Origin of the sequence: Vibrio sp. TRT 21S02, from assembly GCF_050113675.1 — a bacterium.
In the GTDB taxonomy this organism is placed as follows: Bacteria; Pseudomonadota; Gammaproteobacteria; order Enterobacterales; family Vibrionaceae; genus Vibrio.
Genome location: NZ_JBNJOI010000015.1, coordinates 67,587 through 88,234, shown reverse-complemented (window position 1 = coordinate 88,234; position 20,648 = coordinate 67,587). Strand labels below are relative to the sequence as shown.

Here is a 20,648-nt window from a genome sequence, read left to right as displayed (position 1 = left end):
CGGAATTGGTAGACGCACCAGATTTAGGTTCTGGCGCCGCAAGGTGTGAGAGTTCAAGTCTCTCCTTCCGCACCATTTATTACAAACCCAGCTTTTGCTGGGTTTTGTTTTATCTATCCGTCTAACTTTACTTCATCCCCTTCTTTCCGAGTTAACACACTTTTACGAGCGATAGACAACGAGTTCACTTTACGTAGAGCGCGCTTACTTACACTTAGCTTAGGCATAAAAAAATCCAGCCGAAGCTGGATTTTTGCATTGCAACTAATTGGATTAACCAAGCAAACCAAGAGCAGAGTTTGGTGCTTGTTTTGCCTGTGCCAAGACAGAGCTTGATGCTTGAGACAGGATTTGCGATTTAGTAAGCGCTGTCGTCTCTTTAGCAAAGTCAGTGTCTTTAATACGGCTCTTAGAAGCATTCACGTTTTCGTTAATGTTATCTAAGTTGTTGATCGCATGGTTAAAGCGGTTTTGGAATGCACCCAGCTCCGCACGGTGACTATCTACAAACTTCAGAGCCGCATCCACAATAGCGACAGACTCTTGTGCGCCACCTACTGTAGTTACGTCAATGGTATCTACCGTCACGGCTTGAGCTGCACCCATGCTCAATTCACCAGCAAGGCTACCACCAAAGGTTGTTGCACCTTCTACCTTATTGTTATCTGTGAAGATTTGTAACTTACCCTCTTCATCAACCGATGCTTTCACCATATCAGTCTGACCATTGATGTACGTTGCAAGTTCTTCGATATCATCACCTTCTTTTGCATTGATAGTGATGTTTTGTGCCTGACCAAACTTATCCGTCAGTGCGATGGTTAGATCGTTAGCACCTGCTTGAACGGCCCAGTCTTTATCTTGACCATTTGCTGCAACATAGCTGCTACCGCCCATCATGGTGTTGTCACTACGCATATTGTTCAGCGTTAACATCACCGCTTCACCATTATCTGCACCGATCTGGAATGATTTGGTTGCGAATGTACCGTTAAGTAGCTTATTACCACCAAATGAGGTCGTTTCCGCAATACGGTTCAATTCGTCATTCAATGCAGTGATTTCTTCTTGAATCGCCACGCGCTCAGACTTAGAGTTTGAACCGTTCGCCGATTGTAGTGATAGATCACGCATACGTTGCAGGATGTTGGTGGTTTCATTCATGGCACCCTCTGCGGTTTGCGCCATTGAAATACCATCATTCGCATTACGTACAGCAACATCTAAGCCACGGCTTTGCACATTCAAACGGTTAGAGATCTGCAAGCCAGCAGCATCGTCTTTTGCACTGTTGATTTTAAAACCAGAAGATAAACGTTCCATTGATGTCTGTTGTGCTGATGTTGCGCTATTTAAGTAACGCTGCGCAGTCATCGCCGATACGTTAGTGTTTACATTAACCGCCATAGTGGTCTCTCCTATTGATTATCCGACGAGTCGGAAGTTCCGAACGGTTTCCGACGTCTCGGCAAACCAATTAGTTCTCTCAAAGTACCCTTATTAGCGACCCGCATTGAGTTTCCTTTAGAAGAAAAATGGAATTGTATGCCGAAAAAATAAACTTTAGATGATTAGGTGACCAAGGAAACAGTTTGAGAAGTTTTAATTAAAGAATAATCAGAATCGGTCGAGTGATAGCATTAGCACATCAATAACGCGCTACATCATGCTGAAATATGGAAGGTTTAAAAGTTACAGAAAAAGAAAAAGCCCCTTTCCTTTGAGAGAACCGGGGCTATGTGGTAGCCATGCCAATGTGGAGATCGAGAGAAATGACACATTTTGGCTGCCGAGTGCATGATTAATGGCAAAGTATAAAGCAGGTGAGAGAGAGAACTTTACACTCAATATCAATCATGCTTGCCTAAGCTCCTTCATTAACCCCACGTCTGGGAGTGCGTTAATGAAGGGTCTTATTACTACTGCAATAATGACATTGCAGAGTTTGGCAACTGTTTTGCTTGAGCCAGAATCGATGTACCAGCTTGTTGCAAAATTTGTGCTTTGGTCATTTGCGTTGTTTCCTTCGCAAAATCGGTATCTTTAATACGGCTGTTTGACGCTTCAACGTTTTCTTGAATGTTAGCCAAGTTATTAATACTGTGGCTCAAACGGTTTTGTTTCGCACCTAAGTCAGCTCGTTGAGAGTCTACATATTTAAGCGCTGCATCCACAATGCCTACTGCATTTTGTGCACCACCCACCGAACGTACGTCAATGTTCTGAACGGTTGTCGCAACACCAGGACCACCGTTGAGTCCAAGCTCACCTGCTAGGCCACCAGAGATATTGAGGTTGCCTTGTAGGTTTGGCTCTGCGGCAAAGATCTGCAGCTTACCTTCTTCGTTAACAGATGCTTTGAACTTATCGGTTTGACCGTTAATGTACGTTGCCAGTTCTTCAATGTCGTCGCCTTCTTTTGCTAAAACATCTAGCGTAATGGCTTCACCATCTTTGGTGGTAAATTCAAATTTAAGATCTTTGGCCGTTGCAGGAACGCCCCAGTCTTTGTCTTTACCTTGCTCAGAAATGAATGACTGGCCACCCATACGAAAATCATCCGCACGTACACTGGTCAATCCCATGATGATTGCCTCACCAGAACTCGCACCGATCTGGAATGACGCTTCACCAAATGAACCATTAAGCAACTTACGGCCACCGAATGACGTCGTCTCGGCGATACGGTTTAGCTCATCTTGCAGTGCTGCAACTTCTTCGTGCAGAGCTTGACGCTCAGATGCTGAGTTGGTGCCGTTAGCAGACTGCAATGACAAGTCACGAATACGTTGTAAGATACTGGTCGATTCGTTCATCGCCCCTTCAGCTGTCTGTGCAATCGAGATACCATCGTTCGCGTTACGCATTGCAACATCAAGACCACGAGACTGCGCTGTCAATCGGTTCGAGATTTGCAGACCTGCCGCATCATCTTTTGCACTGTTAATTTTATTACCTGAAGATAGGCGTTCCATCGAGGTGTTTAATTCACCTGTCGCCTTATTCAAGTAACGCTGAGCGGTCATCGCCGACACGTTAGTATTTACTGTAATGGTCATAGTTTGCTCTCCTAGTGAGTTCGCAAGTGCTTGCGAAGCGGCCAGCTTAATCTCATTTGGAAGCACTGACCGTGATGACTTGCTAAACCGGCAATCACCGGTTTATAAACCTTTTGATTAACTCTTGATATTACTCTTTCAAGTACTATGCCAAGTTTAAGAAAAATCTCACAAAAGATTTATTACTCAATTTATTCAATCATTTATAACAAGGAATCGGTTTTTATAATGGCTAAAAACCTATCTTTCTTATTCAACGGCAAAATGCATTGCCATCTGATTGCCGCTTAATTGCCATAGCTGCTTATGCAACTTATGTTCATCACCAAGGGCAGCATCACCTAACCAGCACTTACGGCATAGCACGTAAGGCATGACGGTTAGATGTAGTTAAAAAGCGTCAGGTCTTTGGTTTTGCCAAAAGCCTGTTGCGATGCCTGAAGCGCACGTGAGTTTTCATTAAACTCAATCACCGCTTCGGCATAATCCAAATCTTCAAACGTACTTTTTGACTTCGCGAGCGTCATCTTAAAGTCTTCATGTTGCTGCTCTTGAATATCGAGCGTACTTAGCCTTGCCCCTACATCGGTGCGCGCTTTGTTTAAATGGATAAAAGCAGCATGAAATTCTTGCGTAATTTGATGTAACTTAGCAGTATTCGAGCTGTCTGAAACCGAGCCTTCAGATAGCGCCATCGCATCACGAAATGTTTCAAAGATCGAATACGTTCTTCTTGGTTCAAGGGTGATTTCATCCCCCTTGTTGATCTGGCCTTTTACCTGAATCGAAACATCTTCAAACTTAATTCCCGTCGATGGGTCAAATTCATCAGCGGCAACCACCGAACCGTCACGCTCTAATTGATAACCATATTTGCCGCTTGGCATATCAACGAAAGTGACTTTATAGGTAGACTGATCATCCGGGTTAAGGTTAATCGCTCTTTCCAACAACAGCTCTGAAGCCTCGCCTAATGCGTACTGTGGTTCAAAGTCACCAAACGGATTATCAATTTCCATAAACAGCTTGCTGCCAGGATCATTAATAGGCATTTCCAAGGCGTTGGAAATCTTCATCTTGCGTTGATAATCATCTCCGGCATAGACCACATCACCATTACCATCTCGAAAGAAAGGCTGGTTTTTAGGTTTGGTCCCAGCAAAGATGTAGTTACCCGACTCGTCCTGAACATTCACCAAGTTGAGAAAGTTGTTGGCAATTTCTTCGATTTCTCTGCGTTTAGCAAAGCGGTCTTCCGGAGAAAGCGAGCCGTTAATCATTTCCATTACGGTACGTTTTGCTTCATCCGCGTAACTTTCTGCGTTCGAAATGATCACTTCATGATGTTCTAAACGGTTTCGACTTAACACGATACCGTCCATATACTGGCGCAACTGTTCACTTTGCTGACCAATATTTTGAATATAATGGGTCGCCAATGGGTCATCGCTGGCTTTCATGAGCCGCTTACCTGATGCAAGCTGGGCCTGATTGTGATGCACCTTGGTCTCTTGACGACGCAAGTCATTTTGCACCGACTGATAATTATGGAAGCTAGAAATACGGTTTAACATTTATATCGCCTCCTACCTCAGTGCCAGAATGGTGTTAAAGGTATCATTCGCAGCCTGCATAATGCGTGACGATGCCATATATGCCTGTTGGAACTTCATCATATTGGCCGCTTCTTCATCTAGGTTTACCCCCGAGATGGAAGCTACACGCTCTTGCGCCGCTTCTTTTTCTAACCGAGAGACATCGGTCAAACGCGAGGCTGTCGACATTTGCAAGCCTACATCGGTATTCAAGTTATGGTAGATGTCCAATACCGTGGACTCACCATCATTGAGCTTTTTGTTGGTCTGAATATTTTGCATTTTTAGCAAGTTGCCGTTGTCACCTTCAGATGGGACAAGATTTGCCGTGAACTTGTCGTTCGGCAGCGCACCGCCAGTCAGTTCGAAACTGGTGCCCATTACCGTTACCGGACCTGTTGGTGGGTAGGCTTGCGGTGCAAGTAACATTTTCCCTTTGGTATCAGTAACTGCAAATTGGTTGCCGTCCGGCGATACCACAACTTCAAACTCACGCAGATCACCAGCGGCAGCAATCGTGAACTTTGCATTGCCCTGCGCAAATGTGGTTGAAGCTTCATAACTTTGCGCTGCAATGTGTGAGGGGTCGTTGGTTTCCATCTTAATTTGCGCGCCGCCATATCGTGTCGGTCTAAGTAAAACACGCTCACCTTGGCTTAAATCATTACGAATTTCGATTCGGATGCCATCTAAATAAATCGAGTCACCCACCACTGGAACGGCAGACTGCTCACCATCTGGCTTGGTGATAATGTAGTCGCTGCCATTATTTTGCAGCGAATATTCACCACCTTTTAACTGGCTGGTGTCTTCGATAAAGACCGCAAGGTCAGCCGTCGAATTTGAACTGGTGATCACACGCGCTTTAGCGACAGGTTCTGAGTTCACATCGGTAAAGATCAAACCACCAATGTTCCCTCTCAAATCCATACCTTGAGATTGCAACGTATTCACTTCATGGGAGAAAGCGGTCGCCATTCGGCCGAGCTGGTCCATCAATTGTGGAATGCGTTTGTCGCGCATATCTAGCATTGCGCCAATTTTGCCGTCAATGTCTTTGGTAGTAATGGCTTTGATGCCCTTTCCTTCGATCATCGCCAGACGGCGTTGATGCACATCAGGATAACCATCAATCATTTTAAGCTGACTGGCTTCGGTACCTGAAACTAAGGTGTGTCCGTTACCAATATGGACGTTAAAGCCTTCCGCATTTTTGCGCGGTGTTACCGTTACTTTGGTGTACTCCGATAGCTCTGCTATTAGCTTTTCATGTTGATCCATCAAGTCATTGTGAGGGCCGGGGGTTCGCATCATTAAACGATGCAAATCGCGGATTTCTAACGCAAGCTGATTGACGCGCTCGATACCTAAATCAAGCTTTTTATTGGTGACATCGGACTGCAAACGAATGGTTTCATGAAAGTCATTTAGGTTTTGCGTGATTAAGCCCGCTTTTTCGAGCACAACTTTACGTGCACCCACATCGTTTGGGCTGTCAGCCAAAGACTTTACTGCATCAAACCATTCGTTCATGTTTTCTGGAATTTTTTTCGACGCCACTGAAGACAACATACTTGAGAGCATCTCAAGGTTTTCTTCAACATCACGTTTGTGCGCGTAGTTGGTCGTCGATAAATTAAGCTCGTTAACGGCAAACTGATCCCATGAGCGGCGAACTTTTTCCACATGTACGCCCATACCGTAGGTTTCCCCACCATATTGACGCGGCATATTCGTGCCTTGTATTACAGACTGACGACTATAACCCTCTGTATTAACATTGGAAATGTTATGACCTGTGGTATTTAGTTGTCTCTGAGCTGTAAGTACACTTTGTGAACCAAGATTCAGAAGATCCGACGCCATATTGCCCCCGAAAACCCAATAAAATCAGTAATTACTGAACTGCTACCCATATACAAAGCAACATGCGTGCCAGAACAATGTAGGAATTATTTGATAATAAAAAGCCAGCAGGACGCTGGCTTAGAAATGATGTGATTGAGATTACATTTGGTCAATTTTATCTTTTACCCTCAATACCTTATCTGCATATTTCGGGTCAGTTGCGTAACCAGCTTGATGGATACCATTAATGAACTTTTCAGAATCACCGCCATGACGCAGAGCCAATGTATAACGAGGGTTTTCTTGTAGGAAACGAACGTAGTCGTTAAAGCTATCTTGGTAACTTTGGTAAGAACGAAATGCGGCTTTTTCCTGGACAGGAACCCCCTGATGGTATTCAAGAGTTTGTGTAGCCACGCGCTCTCCACCCCAGCTACGATCCGCTTTAATATTAAACAGGTTATTACTGCTGTGGCGAGCATTACCCACCATTTTCTGGCCCCATCCAGTTTCAAGGGCAGCTTGAGCAAGAAGCAGTGATGAATCAACCCCAAGAGCTTGTGCTGCTTTTTCAGCGTACGGCTTCAATGACGCGACAAAGGACTCTGGCGAATCAAATGAACTTGGTTCCGTTTTGGTAGTGTTTGTTGCTTGTTCTACCTGCTCAGCACGGTATTGACGAGTGCGGTTTACCTTATCCATCAACTGCTCGAAGCTTTCATTGTTCGCTGCGGCATTCTGGTTTTCTACTTTCCCCGTGCTTAATTGAGCAACAATCATGTCTGCTAAGCCCAGTGAACCATTCGCACTCAACTCACTGGCCATCTGCTCATCCATCATTTGACGGTAGAACTGCTGATTTTGGCTATCCATTAAGCCTGATTCAAACGATGCATTCGCATCACGCATCGATTTAAACAACATAGAGGTGAAAATCGCTTCAAACTGTCTCGCTGCCGCTTTTAATGCCGCTTGCTCACCACCTTCTTCACCATTTACTGCTTTCTGACGCAGTTTGTCTAACCCTGCAATGTCATGGATAAAGCCGATGTCATTTCCGTTATTGATCATGGCTCACTCCTTAAATGATGATCAGCTGGCCTTCAATGGCCCCAGCTTGTTTCAATGCCTGAAGAATAGCCATAAGGTCAGAAGGTGCTGCGCCTACTTCGTTGACTGCACGCACTAAATCATCCAACGTCAGACCCGGCTCAAACTTAAACATTTTGCCTTGTTCTTCTTTCACTTCGATATCCGTATCCGGTACCACGACCGTTTGCCCACCCGCCAAAGCATTTGGCTGGCTCACGTTTAAATTCTCTTTAATTGCCACAGTCATGCCACCATGAGTCACAGCGGCTGGTTTTAGGCGAACATGTTTACCAACCACAATGGTGCCTGTGCGCGAATTGACGATAATTTTTGCTGAGCCATCTGCTGGGTCAAATTCCAAATTTTCGATAGCAGATAGGAAAGCAACACGCTGACTGGCATCACGCGGGGCACGCACTTTGACTGAAGTCGCGTCCACCGCCTGTGCCATTTGAGGACCTAGGAAGTTATTCACTGCATCAGCCATTCGCTGTGCAGTGGTAAAATCGGATTCTAGTAAGTTAAAAGTAATGTGGTTACCACGGCTAAATGGTGTTGGGATCTCACGCTCCACAATAGCACCATTTGAGATCATGCCTGCGGCTGGATTATTTCCGACCACTTTGGAGCCATCTGCCCCTGTCGCACTGAACCCACTGACCACTAAGTTACCTTGTGCAACGGCATAGATTTGCCCATCGAGACCTTTCAACATGGTTTGCATTAGGGTGCCGCCACGTAAACTTTTTGCGGCACCGATTGAAGAAACGGTTACATCAATGGTTTGGCCTTGCTTAGAAAATGCAGGCAACTCTGCGGTTACGATAACTGCGGCTACGTTTTTTGCCTTCGGCTTGGTACCCGGTGGCAATTGAATGCCAAAGTTTTGCAACATGGCATTGAAACTCTGATCCGTGAATGGCGTTGACTCTCCAGTACCCGGTAGGCCAGTAACTAAACCATAACCCACTAATTGGTTACTTCTCACACCAGCGACTTGTGCGACATCTTTGATGCGGGCAGCCTGTACACTGGTGGTGATCATCATCAAACTGGTGATTAACAGAAATAACTTCTTCATCGCTTCTACCTATACTCTCTCACGGGTGCCAAAACTTCGACTTCACGTTGGCTTAGAGAGCAACATTAAAGAATCGTGCCAAGAATCCCGGTTCTTGCATATCTTGATTGGTTCCGGTTCCAGAATATTGAATTCGGGCATTGGAAATGCGGTTGGATGCGATGGTGTTGTCGTAATCAATGTCATCCGGACGAATTGTGCCACTTAAGCGGATATATTCATCCCCTGTGTTCAAAGTGAGCCATTTCTCCCCACGGATCACGAGATTTCCGTTTGCCAACACTTCGATCACTTCGACGGTAATTGAGCCTGAAATACTGTTGCTTTGGTTGGCCGCAGCACTACCGCTGAATTTATTGTCGTTGCTCAATGCATAAGAGAAATCATAATCACCGATAGCAAGCGCCTGACCACCGACTTCAAGTGGGTCCATCGACGCATCGTTGTTTTTAGACAAATCCGCGTCAGAGCTTTTCGCTGCCTTAGTACTCTCATTTAAATTTACGGTGATGATGTCACCAATACCACGTGGTTTTGAGTCATCATATAAGCTGCTCGCTCGAGCAGAATTAAACAATGAACCCGTTTCCGCTGCATAGTGTTCAGGTTGATATTTAGGATGGATAGGTGCCCAAGCTGGGTCTCCTGCGACAGGATCATTGCGGCGACGAAGCGTATCGACGATACCAGCATCTTCCTCTTTCGCTTTATCCCCTTCAACCGCATCCACCGTTGTGGTTCCTTGAACCACATCTGGCGTTTCTACTTCTGGTTCCAACATAGTACAACCGGACATCGCGGCAACCACTAGTACGACAAATAAACGATTCATTGCTCTCACCCTCTCAATCGCGCTTATAGTTGCTGATTCACGAAGCTCATCATTTTGTCGACGGCTGAAATCACTTTAGAGTTCATTTCGTAGACACGCTGCGCTTCGATCATGTTCACCAGTTCTTCCGTTACGTTGACGTTTGAGGTTTCCAGCATTGACTGACGAACCTCACCAAAACCATCCAGCCCCGGAACCCCTTCTTGTGGGTCACCACTCGCACCAGTTGGTAGATACAAGTTTTGACCAATCGGCTCTAGGCCACCTGGGTTAACGAAATCTACCGTGGTAATTTGACCAAGTACTTGGTTGTCTTGCTGACCACGAACTCGCACTGAAACTTCACCATCTGTGCCGATGGTAATGCTGATCGCATCTTCTGGAATCGCAATTTCTGGCTCTAGGGAATACCCCGCACCTGAAGTAACAATTACCCCTTCATCATTCACGGTGAACTGACCGTTACGGGTATAACCAATATTGCCGTCTGGCATCAGGATCTGGAAGAAGCCATCTCCTTCGATCATCATATCCAAGCTGTTGGTTGTGGTTTGGGTGTTACCTTGGGTGTGCACTTTTTGAGTGGCGACAACTTTGGAACCTGCCCCTAACATTAAGCCACTCGGTAGCTCAGTGTTTTGCGATGACTGACCACCAGGCTGGTTAATGTTCTGATAAAACAAATCTTCAAATACTGCGCGACTTTTTTTGTAACCTACGGTTGAGGCGTTCGCTAAGTTATTTGAAATGGTTGAAATATTGGTTTGCTGTGCGTCTAAGCCAGTCTTACTTACCCATAATGCCGGATGCATAACTCTCTCCTAAAACCTCATTAGCTTGTACGAAGCAGAGAATCAGACGTCTTGTCCATCTCTTCTGCAGTGCTCATCATTTTCACTTGCATCTCGAACTGTCTTTGCAAGTCAATCAGGCTGGTCATTTCCCCAATGGCATTCACGTTACTGCCTTCGAGTGCACCTGTGAGCAGTTTGACTCCGGCATCCGCTTCGTATGCCGTGTTAGGATCTTTTGCTCGGAAAATTCCGTTAACATCTTTGAATAGTGATTGGTTGTTTGTGCTGGTCAGCTTAATGCGGTCAACTATTTCCATCGCATCCGCCGGTGCTCCTTGAGGAACAACCGAAATCGTGCCATCGGTACCGATTTCTACTTTACTCACCGGAAGCGGCACTGTGATGGGGGCGCCTGTTTCGCCAAGCACCAAATTGCCGTTACCACTGGTAAGCATGCCATTGACATCAATTTTTAGATTACCGTTGCGGGTTAAGCCTTCTTTGCCCATTTTATCCATGACAGAAATCCAACCATCACCTTGGATGGTGACATCAAGGTTTCGCCCAGTGGTGATCACACTGCCTTGAGAGAAATTATGTCCCGGACGCTCTGTCATGCTAAATACGCGGCTAGGCAAACCTTCACCATAAGCCTGCATAGAGCGCGCTTGCTCTAAGTCGGCTCGAAAGCCTGTCGTACTGACATTGGCTAAGTTGTTTGCTCTGAGCTGCATCGCTTGCATATTTTGCTTTGCGCCGCTCATTGCTAGAAACAATGCACGATCCATAATTCACTCCAAAAATCACTATTCAGAGCTAATAAAGCAATTGATGTGCCAGTTTTATATTTGGTTATTTTTCAATGAGATATATGGAGAAGTGACGATAAAATGAAGATTTTGATTTGCCACAATAGGCAAGAGGCAACAGCGGCAAGCAGGTGATTGCCACCAGCTTGCCACTCAGATGATTGCGAATATCTGATTAACGAATTTGCAAAATGTTTTGCTGTGTTTGGTTATGAACTTCTAGTGAACGAGAGTTCGCTTGGAAGTTACGTTGAGCAGAGATCAAATCGACCAGCTCTTGTGTCATATCGATATTTGATTGTTCAAGCGTACCGCTGCTGATCGTACCGAATGAGCCTTTGTTAGATTCACCCCAAACTTTGTCACCAGAGAATTGAGTAGAATCCCACTGAGTGCCGCCCTTCTTGTCCAACCCTTGCTCGTTAGCAACACGAACCAGCGCTACACGACCTAATGAGGTGTTCTCACCATTAGAGTAAGTGGCCAACACACTACCATTTTCATCAAAGTCGACTTTGGTCAAAAAGCCAGTTGTCGCACCATCTTCATCGAACTTGGTGAGTTCAAAAGGAGCGGCAAACTGAGTGGCATCATTGAGTCCAAACGCAAGTACTTGTGATGCATCGGCACCATTCAATTCAACAGGGTTCGCACCTGCGCCAAGCGCCTCTGAAACAATATTCTGACCATTGTTCAAACTTGCTAAGGTACCATCGTTATTGAACTTCATAGTGTGGCCAACATGACCGGTTGGGCTAGTTGCATCACCACCAACGATGTTGATCGGCTTTTCACCTGCACTGTCAGTCACGGTATAGTACGTCTGCCATGTATTCGCTTGGTTTAGATCTTTCAAGTAATACGTTGTCAGCTTGTAAGACTGGCCCATTGAGTCGTAAATCGTAGAAGACGTTGAGCGGTTATAAGTTTCAGGATCCGAGTAGTCAAACAATGCTGGATCTTTTAGCTCACCACCCGCTGGCAAGTTCACACCGACTTCAATATTTGCTGTCTGTTTAGGCTTACCAAACTCTTTTGGAATGTTAATTGGAGAAGGCTCATAAGACAGCACATCCCCCGTATCTTTATTTACCTGGTAACCTAATAAGAACTCATCGTTTGCAGTTACCATGTAGTTATCTTTGTTGAGGTGGAAAGCACCATTACGCGTCAGCTCATTTTGCTGAGGTGTTAAGCGGTCTTTCGCTACAGAAAAGAAACCCGTCCCCGAAATACGTAAATCCATTGGGTTGTTCGTATAAATACTTGAACCTTCGTGGAATTGTTGAGCAACTTTCGCAGCCTGAACACCTTGACCCGGAGTGGTCTTCGCATGAGTAAATAATGAGTTAGAATAAACATCTCCAAACTCAGCACGAGACTCTTTAAAGCCGTACGTGTTGGCGTTGGCAATGTTGTTACTGGTTGTGTTTAAGTCTAATTGAGCGGCAGACAAACCACTTAAAGCTACGTATGACATTCCAAAATCTCCTATCTAGCTAGCGTAAATTACGCTTTGCCAACTTCTAGTACTTCAGCAAGTCGAACTGGCGACTCAAAGCCAGCCAGATTGAGCAGTACGTTCCCATCGCCTTTTCCAAGAAGAACACTGTTCACATTTGCATAAGTTGAAACTGCAAATTCATTGCTCTTCCCATCAAGCAAACCTGCGGCTTTCACATTGTATTTGCCCGCCGGCAATGGATTACCGTTTTGATCTTTACCATCCCATTCAACGCGGCTGTCACCCGCAGGCTTCGCACCGACATCGAACGTTCTGACAAGCTGTCCCATTTGGTCTTCAATTCGAACCATCAAATTGTCAACCGACTGAGGAAGCTTAACCATGGCAGCCATACCACCGGTGTCTTTCTTAACCCCTGCAGCACCCGGTACGAGAACATCACGACCGACTAATGAAGAAGCTTGAAGTGCTTGGTTTGAGGTCATGGACGCATTCAGTGTTTCAAACTGATTGTTCATTTTCCCAATACCATCCACCGTTGCGAATGATGCCATTTGTGCAATCATCTGGTCATTACTGACCGGCTTAAACGGGTCCTGTTGCGCTAATTGCTTTGTGAGTAGCGATAAGAAGTCTTCTTGCTTTAAGTCTTGCTTACCTGTGGTCTCATCTGGCTTTTTAGCGTCCTGAATCTGCTTAAGCTGATCAATATAGGACAAGCCGCTTTGACCAACGTTGTTAATACCACCGGCCATACGTTACCCCCTATCCTTATTGACCCATCTGCAGCGTACGCAGCAGCATTTGTTTACTTGCATCTGCGACCTGAACATTTGTCTGGTATGAACGGGAAGCAGAAATCATGTTTGCCATTTCTTCCATTACGTTGACGTTTGGCTTGTAGATATAACCTTCGTCATTCGCAAGTGGGTGATCCGGGTTGTACTCTGCATTGAGCGGTTTGTCGCTCTCTACAATACCTAATACTTTCACTGGCACATTATGGTCACGGTTATAACGCGCTTTGCTTAACTCAGCTCCAAAGACAGCATGACGTGCTTTGTAGGTATCTTTTGCTGAACTAGAGATACTGTCTGCATTCGCCAAGTTACTTGAGGTAGTATTTAGACGAACAGATTCAGCACTCATGGCAGAACCAGTCACATTGAATACGTTAAATAAGCTCATCTAATTATTCCCCTTTCAGTGCTTTCGTTAAGTTCTTGAATTTACTTCCTAAGAAGTCGAGTGATGCTTGGTGTCTAATTTGGTTTTGCATAAATAGGTTACGCTCCAAATCGACATCTACTGTGTTGCCATCACCGGTATCAGGTTGAGTTGGCGTGCGGTAAAGCACTTCCCCGGTTACCTGAGTAGAGGCAGAAATATGCCGACCATCTGTTCGGCTAAGACCAATGCTTGCCTCTGATGTTGCCGCCTGCAATGCTCTCTTAAAGTCCATTCCTTTCGCCTTAAAGCCCGGTGTATTCGCTTGTGCAATATTGCTAGAGATGACCTCAGCATTGCGCTCACGCACGCCAACCGTGTATTGGTGGATACCTAAAGCATTGTCGAAAGAAATAGCCATAATTGCCTCTATTCAAAGAACTGACCGTTATTACTTAAGATAAAAGCAAGTTGTGTACCAACTTTAGAATCAGACTCAATTCATGCCAATATCTTTTGCTAATCCAGCAATAAATAAGCCAATTTATTTAAAACCTAGATTAACGATGGAGAGATGGAATGTCTCAAGACAAGTATATAACGAAGCGGCACAGTTCGATAACTACAAAAAAGCCCGGCAATTGCCGGGCTTTTATCCATACACCAAACATTATTTCAGTTTGTATATGATTCCAGGGTTACAACGAACCATCTCAAAGCGATCGGTCAACCCAGTTAGAGACTCTGATGCTCCTAAAAGCAGATAACCTCCAGGGTTTAAACTATTCGCCATTTGATTCAAAACTTGAGATTTCATATCCGGAGAAAAGTAAATCAGTACATTGCGACAAAAGATAATGTCGAACTTACCAAGCAGCGCATAACTGTCCATTAAGTTTTGTGGTCTGAAATTCACTAAACGCTTCACATTGTCTTTGATCTTCATCCGACCATCCCCCGCATCTTCAAAGAAGTTACGACGACGCTCAGGAGAGAGACCACGACCCAGAGCCAAGTTGTCATAGACCCCGGTTCGGCACATATCTAACATACTCGCTGAGATATCAGTTGCCGTGATAGACACACTTGGCAGCATGCCAGGTTTGCGTTGTTGTGTTTCTAGGATAGTCATTGCCATTGAATACGGCTCTTGACCTGAAGAACTTGCCGCAGACCAAATTTTAATGGGTCTTTTACTAGCAGCCACCTCAGGCAAAAGCTTATCGGCAAGCACTGCAAACGGGTAAGTATCACGAAACCATAATGTTTCGTTCGTTGTCATAGCATCAACAGCGGCAACACGTAGATCTCGGTTACGTCCGGTGACTACATCACGAAGAAGGTCTGAAAGTGACCCGAGTTTGAATTTCGTGACGAGTGGGCTCAAACGACTCCTCACTAAATACTGCTTGCTGTCTCCTAGTACGATACCGCACTGAGATTCTAAGAAACGGCTAAAATCACGATATTCTTGATCGCTTATAGTTATCGCTGTCATTAACTTCTCTTTATTCCGTTAGTGCTTTCTTCACTGCATTACCCAGTTCATCAGGATCGAACTTCGCGATAAAAGAGTTTGCACCAACTCGTTCTACCATTGCCTGGTTAAATACACCGCTGAGAGATGAATGCAGAATGACATATAGATCTTTGAGATCGGCATGACGACGAATCTCTGCCGTTAAAGTATAGCCATCCATCTCTGGCATTTCGATATCTGAAATCACTAATGAGATCTGATCGTAAATATTCCCTTCTGCTGCCATTTCTACCAGCTTTTCATAAGCTTCTTTACCATCTTTCACCGCGATCGCTTCAAAACCAATTGAGTTAATTGCTCGTTCAACCTGCTTTCTTGCAACAGTTGAATCATCAGCGATAAGAATACGCCTAACGATTTCTTTTTCTTCTTCGGCTTGAGCGATTTCTTCCGCAATTGTGGAATCCATGGTTTCATCGATCGGAGCGATTTCAGCAAGAATTTTTTCAACATCGAGAATTTCAACTAATTCATTATCAATGTTCGTTACCGCTGTCAGATAGTTGGCTTTACCAGAACCATCTGGCGGTGGCAAAATCGCTTCCCAGTTCATGTTGATGATGCGTTCAACTGACGTCACCAAAAAGGCTTGAATAGTCCGGTTAAATTCCGCGATCACCACAAAACACTTATCAACATCTTCTGTCGGTCTGCCACCAATTGCTAAACTTAAATCAATAACAGAAACCGTATGGCCACGGATATGAGCCACCCCTTTGACTAAATGGTGAAGGTTAGGCATTAAAGTAAGCTTAGGACATTGAAGTACTTCTTTTACTTTAAATACGTTAATACCGTAACGTTGACGTCCCATTAGACGAAACGTTAATAACTCCAATCGGTTTTGACCAACGAGTTGGGTACGCTGGTTCACCGAATCGAGGATCCCCGTCATAAGCTCATCTCCATCTTAAACTTTCATTCTAAAAAGATGATAGTCTACTGTGTGCAATGAAAAACCAGAGAAACAGAATGACACATCCTAAATCAACCGTAAGATCGTTTTCCATAAGTAATTGTAGAGCCATCTGTATACTTTTTTCTAAGTGTATCGGCTTTTTATTCTTTTTCTTTAGTTTTTCAGTAACATCAGCTACTCAACCACAAATACAGCATATTCAGCAAAGCGCGGAAGAGTATATTCTTGCAACGCTAGACTGGCCTCAAGATGGCATTCTTAAAGCAAAAGCCGCGAATATCGATTCAAGGATTTTTGCAACTGATTGTCCCAGTGACTTAGCAACCTCTTCATCATCAACAAATCCAAATGCCAGTAACATTACCGTACTAGTTGAATGCCCCGATGATAATTGGAAGGTTTATGTTCCTGTTCGTATCTATCGTTCAGGGCCACAAGTCACCTTGACCACATCACTAAGTCGAGGACAAATTATTTCGCCTCAGGACGTTACTATTAGTATGGTAGACTTGCAGCGCTTCAGACGGCAAGGCTTTTCAACAATTAGTTCAGTAATTGGTGCTAAAGCTAAAAAAAACTTACGTTTGGGTGAAGTTCTTGAAAGCAATGATATTTGCGTAGTATGTCGTAATGAAAACGTTGTTATCAAAGCGATTAAGTCTGGCATGACGATAACAACAAAAGGTATTGCGCTAACGGATGGCTCACATGGTGAACAGATAAGAGTGAAAAATAGTAAATCCAACCGTATAATTGAAGGACGAGTAACGGGAATTTCAGAAGTCACTGTACAGTTTTAGTCATTAAGTTGTAAAAATAACGGTGGACGAAAAAACACTAAAGTTATTTTTCGTTCAGTCGATATGGACTGTACAGGTTTTTCATTCAGGTAAAAGGCTCAATTATGGCAGGTATTGATAACATACGTTCGGGACAGACGATATCAACATCGACTCGAAGTTCTGCACGTAGTGATACCAACGCGACGAGTAACACTGACTCTGCAAAGAAGTCGGGAGTTGCCCAAGACGCGGTATCACTAAGTAAACAAGGCAAGGCGGTAGGTGAAATGCATAACCAAATGGTAAGCCAGCCAAGTTTTGATAAAGCAAAAGTTGCGGCAATTAAAGAAGCGATCGCGAATGGTTCTTACACCGTCGATCCTGAAAAATTGGCTGATAATATGATTAAATTTGAGAAAGAGTTAGGCGGGCTGTAGTTTATTAAGCGTCGCTGATAAAGAGTAGTAACGATGGCAGCACTCAATAGTCTGGTTGAATTCCAGTTGAAAAATGCAAAAGATCTTTCTGAGCTTTTAGAGAAAGAGAAGCTGGCCATTGCTAATCGACTCTCCAAAGATATTGAAGCCATTGCAAAAGAGAAAGTAACCTTAATTGATCAATTGCAGACAACCGACCAACGAATTGCTCAGCACCCTGAAGTAGAAAGCCTGAAAACCGACCCTGAGCTGAGCCCGTTAGTTGACCAAATTCGATCTATCGTCCATGACTGCCAACAAGCAAACCTTGTTAATGGAGAAGCGCTTCAGCGTGCGCAACTGAGTTTCAATAAACTGAACAATTTAATGCAGCAAACCCAAGGAAAGTTTGGCATGACATACAATGCCGAAGGACAAACTTCAAATTTATCCACCCTTGGTACCAACATTAAAGCCTGATACGAAAGTAACACATAAAAAAAGCGGCAATCATTGCCGCTTTTTTGTATCGGAGTTTGAGAGAGAATTAAAACAAGGTTTGCTGACGCTTTTCCGGAACTTGCTGAATTTCACCATAATCACGTAGCTTGTTCATTTTCTGAATATCTAAGCGAAGTTCAGTGACATAGCTGTCGCCAACTTTATAGCTGCGCACAACTTCCGCACCACGAATAACACCATCCACGGCACCTGATGTAAGCTCAGTTCCTAAACGCTGATCTTTTAAATCGGCACGGCCACTAACGCGCATACCATAAACCTGCTCTGCCAATTCACGATACGCATCAATCTTAGACGCTCGCATTGCTCGAACCTGCTTTTCTTCTTCGTTTCGTCCCTTTTGTTCACTAATGCTCGCATAGCCAACAGCCGTTAGCCAATCATCTGGACGCATGTTATTCAATGGCTGACAACCCACCATAACAAAAGCAACGAGTAGTAATAATAGTTTTTTCATTGCTCCTCCTATGGACGCAGAATCACGGTGTAAGGCTGTGTCATTGTTGGGTCGGAGCGAATCAGCACACCATCTTGCGTGCGAATGCTATTGAGCGTATCCAAGTCACGACCAATGCGATCCGCTGGTAAAAAGCCCTGAGCTGTCGCGACTACCACCCTTGATTGCATGCCCACAACACGTGCGTTTACCAATACCCCGCCCTCTTGACGAAGCATTGTTCCTGTTAGCACATATTGAATTTCTTGCTCTTGCGCTAAATCTTTCCAATCTCGGCTAAAAGCAAAATCACCTTGTTGCGTCACTTGGATTGAACCGGTGGTTTTGAAGTCCACGACTTTGAACCCACGGCGCTGGAATTGATGAATAAAACCTTCAGATACCGAATTTCCTAACCAGTTTGTCGCATCCATATTTTGTAGGTCGACAAACGAAGTGACAGCAATAGGGGTACGAGCCGACACACTGGTGTTCGATATCATTAAATCTTCAGTCATGCTCTCAACAAAAAAGTCAAGAGTATGACGCGGGCTCTCCATCAGCATAAACTGAGAACCTGAATAGGGTTCTTTACCGTTATAGATAGGAGCATAAGCACAAGCAGTCAGAAATACTGCGGGCACTAGCGATAACCATTTCTTCATTTCTCTAATCTCCGATACTTTAAGGCACTGTTCCTGCCCCACTTTCATCTCTCTCGCCAAAGTGGAACATTCCTTGCTTTTCTAACTGTGCTTACAATTTAGAAATGCGATGCCTAAATCAGCTACGATTTATCAAGCAAAATATATACCCAAATGGTAACCACCTTATGAAAAAATCGCTTTTTACCATATTTTCAATGCTTTACTTGCTACCTTCTTTTGCGTTCGCAGGCTGGTATGAAGTCACGGGAACGGCAACGGTCGTTTCATCAGAAGAGCAAGCGAGAATCCACGCGCTAGAGGATGCGTTATACAAAGCCGTCAGTTTTTCTGGCGCAGATATTGGTAGCATCAGTAATCTTCGTCCACTGCTCGAAAGTGATCGAAAAGAGTACCAGTTTAGTAATCATGAGGTTCGCTATGTCGTGGTCGAGGAGCAAAAAGTTCGTCGCAACATCATGTCAGTCAAAGCTCGGATAGATATTTACCCGTCGGCAACAGGTTGCCACGTCAGCCAATACAAAAAGACCTTTCTCATTGGCAACATCGACATAGAGTCCCCACAACAAGCGGTTATGGGCCAAATCTACAGTGTCGGTGATGATTTTGCCCGCATCATCAACCGTCAATTAGATGAAGAATCGGCAAGCTTTGTTTCTGTCGGCACTACCGACTACGAGATCAATAAACGCTATCCAGAGCGCTTAAAGATGATCGCCCAAGACACAGGAGCGCAATACATTCTGGGGGGAACCATTACTGACTTAACGGCAACCATTGACAAAAAAATGCTGGCAGAAGACATCATCAACCGTCAATTTGCACTTGAAATGACCATTTATGACGGCAAAACAGGCAATGAAGTGTATCACCGTAACTACCGTGAAGTTGCTAAATGGCCTTTTGCCAAAACCAGCCAAGTCGATACTAAAAGTGCGCGCTTTTGGGCATCGACCTATGGTGAGATGATGTTACGCGTGAGCCGCAACATCATGTTGGATCTTGAATCCGAAGTATCATGTAAAATCACTCTACCTGAAGTAATCGCCAAGTGGGGTAATACGCTTACGATTGATCTCGGTCGTGTACATGGCGTAAAAGAAGGTGACAAACTGCAGCTGTGGCACACTGGCTCATTTATCGACCAACGTGGGCTGCCACGAAACAAAGTGACTCAAACAGACATTACATTGACGGTTAAGCGTGTTTACGAAAATGAAGCAGAGCTGACCGTTGATCAAGCTGATCTGGCAGGTAGTATCCAAATTGGCGATGTTATGCACAAACTACTTTAAGTAGCGAATTTGTACTTAACATACTCAAATAATTGAGTATCATGACCGTCTACGCTCCCGTGGCACAGCTGGATAGCGCGGCCCCCTCCTAAGGGGCAGGTCACAGGTTCGAATCCTGTCGGGAGCGCCATATTGATAAAGTCGGCTTTACGCCGACTTTTTTATTTTCTTACCAAACTTTAAGAAAACTTAATCTTCTCATTACCAGAAATTTACTCGCTTCCAGTAAAATGATTCTCATTGTACAGTGATTGCCACTCGCACCTTACTGTAATTGTAACGGTTTACCCCCTATAACCGTTATCAGGCTCGCCGATTTTCGCCGAGCCTT

The 20,648-nt window shown here is 44.5% G+C and carries 22 protein-coding genes and 1 tRNA gene; 5 read left to right on the top strand and 18 right to left on the bottom strand.

Annotated elements, in window-relative coordinates; all coding sequences use genetic code 11:
* Window positions 1–273 precede the first annotated feature (273 nt).
* The 16 genes from ACQEXU_RS17430 to ACQEXU_RS17355 form a co-directional block, all read right to left on the bottom strand.
* The gene (locus ACQEXU_RS17430) at window positions 274–1,407 is read right to left on the bottom strand and encodes a flagellin (protein ID WP_367988465.1); all 1,134 of its coding nucleotides are present in this window, start codon (window positions 1,405–1,407) and stop codon (window positions 274–276) included.
* A gap of 512 nt (window positions 1,408–1,919) precedes the next feature.
* The gene (locus ACQEXU_RS17425; protein WP_367988464.1) at window positions 1,920–3,059 is read right to left on the bottom strand and encodes a flagellin; all 1,140 of its coding nucleotides are present in this window, start codon (window positions 3,057–3,059) and stop codon (window positions 1,920–1,922) included.
* A gap of 249 nt (window positions 3,060–3,308) precedes the next feature.
* Window positions 3,309–3,434 carry a hypothetical protein gene (locus ACQEXU_RS17420; protein ID WP_367988463.1) on the bottom strand — a complete coding sequence of 42 codons (126 nt, stop codon included), beginning with the start codon at window positions 3,432–3,434 and terminating at the stop codon, window positions 3,309–3,311.
* Between the two features lie 5 nt (window positions 3,435–3,439).
* Entirely contained in the window at window positions 3,440–4,633 is a 1,194-nt protein-coding gene (gene flgL, locus ACQEXU_RS17415; RefSeq protein WP_367988462.1) for a flagellar hook-associated protein FlgL, read from the bottom strand.
* 12 nt (window positions 4,634–4,645) lie between these two features.
* Window positions 4,646–6,520 (bottom strand): flagellar hook-associated protein FlgK, encoded by a 1,875-nt coding sequence (gene flgK, locus ACQEXU_RS17410; RefSeq protein ID WP_427011744.1) that lies wholly within the window; start codon window positions 6,518–6,520, stop codon window positions 4,646–4,648.
* Window positions 6,521–6,661: 141 nt separating this feature from the next.
* Complete coding sequence (gene flgJ / locus ACQEXU_RS17405) at window positions 6,662–7,573, bottom strand: flagellar assembly peptidoglycan hydrolase FlgJ (protein ID WP_367988459.1); 912 nt, start codon at window positions 7,571–7,573, stop codon at window positions 6,662–6,664.
* Between the two features lie 10 nt (window positions 7,574–7,583).
* A complete protein-coding gene (locus ACQEXU_RS17400; RefSeq protein WP_367988457.1) occupies window positions 7,584–8,675 on the bottom strand; it encodes a flagellar basal body P-ring protein FlgI in 1,092 nt (363 codons plus the stop codon).
* 52 nt (window positions 8,676–8,727) lie between these two features.
* Window positions 8,728–9,507, bottom strand: a complete 780-nt coding sequence (gene flgH, locus ACQEXU_RS17395; protein WP_367988456.1) for a flagellar basal body L-ring protein FlgH — start codon at window positions 9,505–9,507, stop codon at window positions 8,728–8,730.
* 23 nt (window positions 9,508–9,530) lie between these two features.
* On the bottom strand, window positions 9,531–10,319 hold the full coding sequence (gene flgG, locus ACQEXU_RS17390) for a flagellar basal-body rod protein FlgG (protein ID WP_367988455.1): 789 nt from the start codon (window positions 10,317–10,319) through the stop codon (window positions 9,531–9,533).
* A gap of 20 nt (window positions 10,320–10,339) precedes the next feature.
* Window positions 10,340–11,089, bottom strand: a complete 750-nt coding sequence (locus ACQEXU_RS17385) for a flagellar basal body rod protein FlgF (RefSeq protein WP_367988454.1) — start codon at window positions 11,087–11,089, stop codon at window positions 10,340–10,342.
* A 196-nt stretch (window positions 11,090–11,285) separates the two neighbouring features.
* Window positions 11,286–12,590, bottom strand: a complete 1,305-nt coding sequence (flgE, locus tag ACQEXU_RS17380) for a flagellar hook protein FlgE (RefSeq protein ID WP_367988453.1) — start codon at window positions 12,588–12,590, stop codon at window positions 11,286–11,288.
* 29 nt (window positions 12,591–12,619) lie between these two features.
* Complete coding sequence (gene flgD / locus ACQEXU_RS17375) at window positions 12,620–13,330, bottom strand: flagellar hook assembly protein FlgD (RefSeq protein WP_367988452.1); 711 nt, start codon at window positions 13,328–13,330, stop codon at window positions 12,620–12,622.
* Window positions 13,331–13,346: 16 nt separating this feature from the next.
* The gene (gene flgC / locus ACQEXU_RS17370) at window positions 13,347–13,763 is read right to left on the bottom strand and encodes a flagellar basal body rod protein FlgC (protein WP_367988451.1); all 417 of its coding nucleotides are present in this window, start codon (window positions 13,761–13,763) and stop codon (window positions 13,347–13,349) included.
* A gap of 4 nt (window positions 13,764–13,767) precedes the next feature.
* Window positions 13,768–14,163 (bottom strand): flagellar basal body rod protein FlgB, encoded by a 396-nt coding sequence (gene flgB / locus ACQEXU_RS17365; protein WP_367988450.1) that lies wholly within the window; start codon window positions 14,161–14,163, stop codon window positions 13,768–13,770.
* Window positions 14,164–14,412: 249 nt separating this feature from the next.
* Window positions 14,413–15,240 carry a protein-glutamate O-methyltransferase gene (locus tag ACQEXU_RS17360; protein ID WP_367988449.1) on the bottom strand — a complete coding sequence of 276 codons (828 nt, stop codon included), beginning with the start codon at window positions 15,238–15,240 and terminating at the stop codon, window positions 14,413–14,415.
* 10 nt (window positions 15,241–15,250) lie between these two features.
* Window positions 15,251–16,177, bottom strand: a complete 927-nt coding sequence (locus tag ACQEXU_RS17355) for a chemotaxis protein (protein WP_367988448.1) — start codon at window positions 16,175–16,177, stop codon at window positions 15,251–15,253.
* A gap of 77 nt (window positions 16,178–16,254) precedes the next feature.
* Between ACQEXU_RS17355 and flgA the strand changes: the two genes are divergently transcribed.
* The 3 genes from flgA to ACQEXU_RS17340 all read left to right on the top strand — a co-directional run bounded on the left by flgA (window position 16,255) and on the right by ACQEXU_RS17340 (window position 17,879).
* A complete protein-coding gene (gene flgA / locus ACQEXU_RS17350) occupies window positions 16,255–17,001 on the top strand; it encodes a flagellar basal body P-ring formation chaperone FlgA (RefSeq protein ID WP_367988447.1) in 747 nt (248 codons plus the stop codon).
* Between the two features lie 104 nt (window positions 17,002–17,105).
* Window positions 17,106–17,420, top strand: coding sequence for a flagellar biosynthesis anti-sigma factor FlgM (flgM, locus tag ACQEXU_RS17345; protein ID WP_427011743.1), 315 nt, complete (start codon window positions 17,106–17,108; stop codon window positions 17,418–17,420).
* 33 nt (window positions 17,421–17,453) lie between these two features.
* Window positions 17,454–17,879, top strand: coding sequence for a flagella synthesis protein FlgN (locus ACQEXU_RS17340; protein ID WP_367988445.1), 426 nt, complete (start codon window positions 17,454–17,456; stop codon window positions 17,877–17,879).
* A gap of 67 nt (window positions 17,880–17,946) precedes the next feature.
* Here the strand turns inward: ACQEXU_RS17340 and flgP are convergent, their stop codons facing one another.
* Both flgP and ACQEXU_RS17330 read right to left on the bottom strand, forming a co-directional pair.
* On the bottom strand, window positions 17,947–18,378 hold the full coding sequence (gene flgP, locus ACQEXU_RS17335) for a flagellar assembly lipoprotein FlgP (RefSeq protein WP_427011742.1): 432 nt from the start codon (window positions 18,376–18,378) through the stop codon (window positions 17,947–17,949).
* Between the two features lie 8 nt (window positions 18,379–18,386).
* Window positions 18,387–19,022: a FlgO family outer membrane protein gene (locus ACQEXU_RS17330; protein WP_367988443.1), complete on the bottom strand. Its 636-nt coding sequence runs from the start codon at window positions 19,020–19,022 to the stop codon at window positions 18,387–18,389.
* 167 nt (window positions 19,023–19,189) lie between these two features.
* Here ACQEXU_RS17330 and ACQEXU_RS17325 point away from each other — a divergent pair, with 167 nt between their 5' ends.
* Together ACQEXU_RS17325 and ACQEXU_RS17320 are read left to right on the top strand one after the other, a co-directional pair.
* The gene (locus ACQEXU_RS17325; RefSeq protein ID WP_427011741.1) at window positions 19,190–20,317 is read left to right on the top strand and encodes a flagellar assembly protein FlgT; all 1,128 of its coding nucleotides are present in this window, start codon (window positions 19,190–19,192) and stop codon (window positions 20,315–20,317) included.
* A gap of 53 nt (window positions 20,318–20,370) precedes the next feature.
* Window positions 20,371–20,447 (top strand) — tRNA-Arg (locus ACQEXU_RS17320).
* Window positions 20,448–20,648 lie beyond the last annotated feature (201 nt).